This is a genomic window from Candidatus Parvarchaeota archaeon, assembly GCA_016866895.1.
GTDB lineage: Archaea > Micrarchaeota > Micrarchaeia > Anstonellales > VGKX01 > VGKX01.
Genome location: VGKX01000056.1, coordinates 1 through 6,744 on the forward strand (window position 1 = coordinate 1; position 6,744 = coordinate 6,744).

Below are 6,744 nucleotides of genomic sequence, written 5' to 3' on the forward strand. Positions count from 1 at the left end.
CCCTGCGCTTACGGCCTGCGTTATTTGCCCAAGCCGTTTTTCTTCCTTGGCAAGGACTCCAGGCTCAATCTGCCCTCCCTGCAAAGCAAGACCCTTGCCTGTTTTTGCGACCTTGCTTGCCACTATGTTTTCAAGTATTCCTTTTTTGAGCAATTCAATGGCTTGGGCAGGTGTCTGGGCCTGCTTGGGGAGTTTTTGTGCGACTCTTGCATCTTGTGCCGCCTTTGCTGTTCCCACCCCCTTCTGGGTAGGCACTGCAACATCATGTGGCGGCAAAACCTGGGCATTTGTTTCCTGTGGCTTTGGCCCAGCCTCAATTTCCTTCACCGCTTCTGGCTTTTTTTGCCCAAGAGTCTTTTTGGGCTCGCTAACCTGCTGTTTTTGCGCAGCAAGCCCTGCCGAAGCTCTTTTCTTGTCAAGAAGAGCTGTGGCCTCCTTGAGCGTGATTTGTTTTTGCACCTGCGAGATATTGTCAAGCGGCACATTTAGCTGCGAGTCGTAATATGTTGATGCAATGGCCTTTTCAGCCTTGAAGACTTCGGCCACAAGAGCCCCAAACTCTATCTTTTCCATCTCTGTCTGTATTTGTGGCAGGGGCTGCTCAAGCTCCTCAAAAGAAATCTTTTTCCTTACAGAAACAGAGGACCTTTTTTCAAGCTCCTTGACTTCTTGCACCAAATCCTTGAAAGCAGGCAGGCCTTGACCCAAGTCAGTCTCCATTTTTCTTGCCCCCGCCTATTCCTCCATTTTCCATTCCCGGTTGGCCCTGACGGCCTCAAGCACCTCTTCAGGCTGCACGTAGTATCTTGAAACCACGTTGCCAACCTGGTTCACTTCCCTGTACTTGTGGGCTACCATCCAGTCAATGACACTTGCCTTCTCTGAAATCTCCTGTTCAATCTCGCGGGTTGAAAATCCTGCATACAACGAAAGCGTGTTTGCCAGGGTGAACATCTTGCCAACGTCAAGCATCCTGTCCGTCTTCAGGTCCCATCGCTGGAGCACATTGACATCTCCCCCTTTCTGCACCTCTGCAAACTCAAGGGTGCGCCTGACATTGAGCCTTCTGTGCCTGAACTGGACCACAATGCCTGCAAGCGAGTCAAGCATGCCTTTGGGGATGTTTATCGGCGGGTTTGTGAGTCTGGAGACAGTCTCGGCCGCATTGTCGGCATGCAAAGTCGCATATACCGAGTGGCCGGTGTGCATTGCCTCAAACAGTATCTCGGCTTCCCGCTGGCGCCTGATTTCACCGACAACAATCCTGTCGGGCCTTTGCCGCAGCGAGTTTACAAGCAGGTCAAGCATGGTGATTTCACCCTTCCCTTCGGCATTTGGCTCGCGGGTCACCATTGGCACCCATTGCAAAAACGAGGGAAGTGTCAGCTCCCGTGTGTCTTCAAGCGAAACGACCCTCTGGTTGCCTGGAATGAGGCCTGAAATGGCGTTGAGAAATGACGTCTTGCCGCTTCCAGTCCCTCCAGAAACAATCAAGGAAAGCTCGTTTTGGATGCAAAGCCAGATGAGCGCTGCTGTTTTTGAAGGCAGGCAATTGAGCTCAACAAGCGTGGTGATTGTCCAGGGATTTTTTGAGAATTTCCTGATTGTGATGGTGTTGCCAAAAGCAGAAGCTGGGAAAAGAGTCGCATTCACGCGGTCTCCTGTTGACAGGTGCGCATCCATCAGGGGCGAAAGCACGTTAATCTGTTTGCCAATCTTCCTGCCAATCATTGCGGAATAGTCGTATATTGCCTCCTCTGTCTTTATTTTGATGTTTGTCTGGCACCAGCCCCACTTCTTGTGGAAAATCCACACAGGCTCCTGGGCTGAATTTATTGCAACTTCCTCAATCTTTTCATCGTGCATAAGCGACTCAAGCTCGCCTAGGCCAAGCGTATTTTGGATGAGGTAGGAGGCAAGCACCTTTTTGGTCTCCTGGGACAAAGTCGGGAAGTGCTTTGAGAGCAGGCTAGTTGCCTTTTCCTCGAATTTGAGCTTCACATCATCCGACTTTTTGGGGTCTATTATGTCGGTTATTTCGATTTTTATCGTGGTTACAAGCTCCCCCTTTAGCGTGTTGAGGACTATTTTGGTGCCCTCCCCAAGGCCTGGAATCGTAAGCTCGTAAAAAGGCACCATGCTTCCCTTTGAGCGGCTGACACGCACGTTTACCGGTATGCTCTCCGAATTGAAAAAGTACTGGTCAACAAGCCCCCACTGGGCCTGGGCGCCTAGTGCCATACGTGAATTTTTCATCGCATTTTTCTGCTCTTCAAGCATCTTCTTCCCGCTTTGCTCAAGCTCGCTTTCCTGCGCGCCTTTTTCGTCCCCTGCCCTTTTTTCGGGCTTTTTTGTCTTGTCAGCCATATTGAATCAACACCAAACCAAATTCATGCATTGCGCGCCTTTTTCATTCCCTGCCGCCGCCTTCACGCGAACCATGCCACCATTTGCTTATTCCTGCCTGCCTTTAAATTCCTTCTTGAAGCACACAGTCGATTGGCCGGTTTTTTCCGGCTATGCAGTTTCATTCCAAATCTTCCTGATAAGCTCGCGCAGCTCCCCGCGCTTGTCCTCAAATTCCGCGGCCTCCTTTGCGCTTAGGCTGTACTTCTCTTCAATTTCCTCGGCCTTTGCCTGGACCATCTTTTCCATCTGTGCGGTGGTTGCCTGAAGGCTGAGGACCTGGGCCTTTTTTGAAAGCGCAAGAAGCTGGCTTTCCAGGTTTTCCCTGCTTTGCGCCAGGCTTTCAATCTGCCCGATGGCGCTTTGAACTTCATTTTTCCGCTTTGTTGCGCTTTCCACCTTGGCAAGAAGCAGCTGCCCGCGCTTTAGTTCCTCCTCAAGCCCGACTTTTTCCGAAAGCACTTCACCCTCAAACTTCGAAATTTCATCCTCAACCTGTTTTTTGAATGCAGCATACTCCGCCTTGGCGGCATCCAGGTTTTCAGTAAGCTGCACAAGCATCTGGGCTATCTTGGGCTTTTTCAGCCCGCCCGACTCAATTTGCTCAAGCTGGCCTTCCATCTGCTTTAGCCCTTCTTTTACCTTGCCAATCTTGTTTGCGTACTTCTCGTAAATCTGGTCGACTCCCTTCTCCATTTTCTTGAGATTCTGCACCCTCTGGATTAGCTGTGAATCGCCTTGCGTGCTTTTGAGAATCTCCTTTAGGTTGGTTTTGAGCAAGTCAAGCTCCCCTTTGGTATCCTGCACCTTATGGAGAGTTTCATTAATGTTTTGGACAAGCTCGCCTTTTTTTGAGTCAAGGGCAACCGCCTTTGCCTCTACAGTCGACGGGTCAGGGGATACCCAGACAAGGTATATTTTTGTCAGCTTGTACTCTATCTTGATGATGTTTTCCTCCTCAAGGACATGCGCCCAGTTTTCAAGCGTCTCAACCTGCAGCCCAAGCTCTTTTGCAGCCGCGGCAAGCTCAACACGGCCTTTCTGGTGCACAAGCCTTATCAGATTGTCAACGCCTGTAGAAATAAGAAGCTCATCCAGGGCCATACTCCTTCTTGTGGCAATCCAATTAATATAAATATTTGCTTGCGCCCCAATAGTTATTCTATTCGTCAAATTGGCGCAATGGCACGGGCTGCACCACATGGCCAAATGCGGCTGCCGGCAAGCCAATGAAAGCTAAAGCAGGGGCCAAAATGGAAGCGTAAAATCCGCGCAGGAAGGCACACGTATGGCAGACGGCGACGTATTCATAACAAAGCTTGAAAAGGGGCCAATGGACAGGTTCAAAAACCGCAACATGGTCCTTGAAAAATTCGGCGAACAGGGAACAGACATCTACGATGCAATAGGCAAGGGCATAAGCGCAAACCAGCTTGCCTCCAGCCTGCAAATAGAAGAGGAGACTCTTGTCCAGGTTCTTGAATTCCTGGAGCAGAAAAAAATCATCTCAGTTGGCGCTGCAAAGGAAGGCAAGGAGGAACAGGAGTCCAAAAAGCAGCCTGTCAAAAAGCAGGCCCTATATAAAAGAAGGGCTGGGCAGCAGCAGGACTTGGCTTGGGAAGAGAAAAGTGAGACACAAAGCCAAGAGCCGGAACCTGAAGCAAAAGAAGCCACTGAGGGCCAAGAAGGCGTCGGGGAGGACAAGCTGATAAAACCCCACTTTGAGGCGCAAGAGCCTGCGTACCTGGAGCCTGAGGCGTCAAGCAGGCAGGCGCGAAGAAAGGAGCCTAAAGGCCTGCAGGAAATGGCGGAGAGCAAATCTGAAGAGGAAGAGGAAAAGGCTGCGCAAGAGGCAAAAGGGGACTCTGGCGGGCCAGGTGGACAAGAGGGGCTGGAAAATGAGGGTTCAGACGAGCTCAAATACGGGCGGGAGGACGAGGAAGAAAGCTCCAAGCAGCAAGATGAAGGGCAAGAAGGTTCAATAGAAACCCCTTCGCAGCAGGAAAAGGAAATGGAGCAGAACCTCCAGATGCAGCAGTCTGATTTGCAGTCCCAGGAGCTTTCAAAATACTCGCCCATTGAAAAAATCATCTTCAACAAGTTTGGCAAGACGGGAGTCTTGGTATACACGCTAATCGACGGGGAAAAAACTGCAGAGGAAATAATGCTTGAGACCGGGCTTTCGGAAATCAAGCTTGTTGAGATACTCGAGTTCATGGAAAACCAGGGCATAATCAAGCTTGAAAAGCCCGCGGCAGAAGGCGGCAGTGGGGGGGCAGGCGGCGGCCCAGGCGAGCCGTCAGCACCAGACAGCCCTGATGAAGACAAGGATGGCGCAACAGACGCAGGTGGCCCGGAAAGTGAGGATTCGGAATCCAAATCCCCCTTCCATCCTTTTGTGGAGCAGGACACTGGCGCCCTTGTTGCACCTGAAAACGTTTCGACGCTTCCAGAATTTGCAGATATTGTCCCTATTGACGTGCCTATTTCTGCGCCTGCAAACCCGATAAGCCAGACTGCGCTAAAAGCGCAGCTATTCTTGAAGTTCAAGGCCCATGGAAACAGCGTTCTTGCCCTGGTGGATGGCAAGAACGACACTATAGCAATCTCTCTTTCCACGCGCCTGTCCCTTGAGCAGGTCGATGATATTCTCGGGTTTTTGGGGATGCACAAGGCAGTTTATTTCAAGCCTCTTTCGCGCGATGAGATAAAAAACAAGTACGGAGAGGACGGACTTGCAATCTACAAGAAATTTGGCAGGGAAGGCGTTATCCTATATGAATTAATCGGCAAGGAGCAAAGCATCAAGGAAATAATCATCCGCTCAAAAGTCGAGCCCAAGCACGCAGTGGACATAGTGCTTTTCATCCACACGCTTCTTGGCATTGACATCCCTCTGACCCGCGATGTGCTTTTCAAGCAGCTTGGGATACAAAGCTAGGGCTTTAAGGGCAGTTGAATGCAAACCAAGGGAAAAACGATGGCTTGTCCGAAGGATTAAGCTTTAAAACACTTGATTGGCTAAATTAGTCACTAAGCCCTAATCAACGTAATCGCAAAGTAGCCGCCCTTAACGGTTTATTGCATGTTTAGATTACTGGTTTGGGCTTGCAGGTTCAGGATGAATATTTTAGGATGAACATTTTAGGATGAACATTTAGGGGGAATATTTATGGAACAATACCACGGAAAATCAGGCTCAAAAATTTCAGGGACAGGCGGCAAGCGCCACAAGTCCTCGGACAAAAAACTTTACCTTTCAGGCTCGCCTTTCACTGCAACCAAGCTTGGGGAGTCTGAAGTCAGAAAGCTGGTTTCCGGCAGGGGCAGGACCTTCAAGGTGAAGCTCAAGCACGCAGCATATGCAAATGTCCTGACAAATGAGGGCATGAAAAAAGCAAGGATAAAAAACGTGATGGAGTCGCCTGCAAACCGAAACTACGCAAGGCAGAACCTCATGACAAAAGGCACAATAATCGACACCGATGCAGGGCGGGCAAAAATAACGAACCGGGTCGGCCAGGATGGGGTTGTCAACTGCGTCCTTGTCTGATTCGCTTTTTTCGATCTATTTTATTTTCCCGCTTTTTTCCCAAGCATCCCAACCGCCCTGACAACCTGCGCAGCAGGCGCGTCTGTCTTATGGACGTTGGGGAAAAGTTGCGTTAAGCTTGCAGCATAGCCGTCTTTTTTCAGCATTTCAATCACATCCAAGTTTGGGACGCTTCCAAGCCTTTTGACCTTGAAGATGCGGTGCAGGTCATATGAAAAAGCTGGCATGTCAGCCTCATTTTCCAAAACATCAAGGAGCATGGCAACCTCTTCCCAGCACTCAAGCCCCCTTTTTGCATTCAAGCCTGCCATTTTTTGCACAAACTCCTTTTCCGCAAGTTTTCCAGCCCAAAGCGGCCCGGCAATCTGCAAAACGTGTCCGCAAGCACGGCATTTGTTTCCTTCCCCAAACAACCCGGAATTTCCAATCAAGCCGGTAGCCTTAACCAGTTTGCGCTCAAGGCAGCCAGGACAATATAAAACAAAGTAGTTTGCAAGTTTTGCGCTCTCAACCGCCTGCCCTGCGCCAAATTCGAGCCTTAGGATGCACTTGACATAGTGCCTTTTGGAAAAGCACACAAGCGGCCTGATTGCAAAGTTGAACTGGCTTGCGGCCCTTGCAATAAACGAAAGCAGTATCCTTATTGCATTTTCATGGCAAAACTCGTTGTTGAGCGGAACTGAGCCGTAATTTTTTATGCACGCGTCATGCTTTGCCCCGCAAAGAACCGCCGTGTCTGTTGCAGTGACTGAAAGGACACCTGCCTTTCTCATGGAAAAACTCCT

At 49.9% G+C, this 6,744-nt stretch carries 6 protein-coding genes; 2 read left to right on the forward strand and 4 right to left on the reverse strand.

Translation table 11 applies throughout. The annotated features are described in order from the left end of the window. The 3 genes from FJZ26_03065 to FJZ26_03075 all read right to left on the reverse strand — a co-directional run. Positions 1-720, reverse strand: a 720-nt coding sequence (locus FJZ26_03065; GenBank protein ID MBM3229388.1) for a hypothetical protein, incomplete at its 3' end; no start/stop codon positions are given. A gap of 15 nt (positions 721-735) precedes the next feature. Continuing rightward, the gene (locus FJZ26_03070; GenBank protein MBM3229389.1) at positions 736-2,367 is read right to left on the reverse strand and encodes a type II/IV secretion system ATPase subunit; all 1,632 of its coding nucleotides are present in this window, start codon (positions 2,365-2,367) and stop codon (positions 736-738) included. A gap of 150 nt (positions 2,368-2,517) precedes the next feature. Then, entirely contained in the window at positions 2,518-3,510 is a 993-nt protein-coding gene (locus FJZ26_03075; GenBank protein ID MBM3229390.1) for a hypothetical protein, read from the reverse strand. 184 nt (positions 3,511-3,694) lie between these two features. On the opposite strand from FJZ26_03075, the gene FJZ26_03080 reads away from it, so the two are divergent. Continuing rightward, a complete protein-coding gene (locus FJZ26_03080) occupies positions 3,695-5,347 on the forward strand; it encodes a hypothetical protein (protein MBM3229391.1) in 1,653 nt (550 codons plus the stop codon). Positions 5,348-5,578: 231 nt separating this feature from the next. Further along, complete coding sequence (locus FJZ26_03085) at positions 5,579-5,959, forward strand: 30S ribosomal protein S8e (GenBank protein MBM3229392.1); 381 nt, start codon at positions 5,579-5,581, stop codon at positions 5,957-5,959. Between the two features lie 20 nt (positions 5,960-5,979). Here the strand turns inward: FJZ26_03085 and FJZ26_03090 are convergent. Beyond that, a partial coding sequence (locus FJZ26_03090) for a hypothetical protein (protein MBM3229393.1) occupies positions 5,980-6,744 on the reverse strand: 765 nt, incomplete at its 5' end.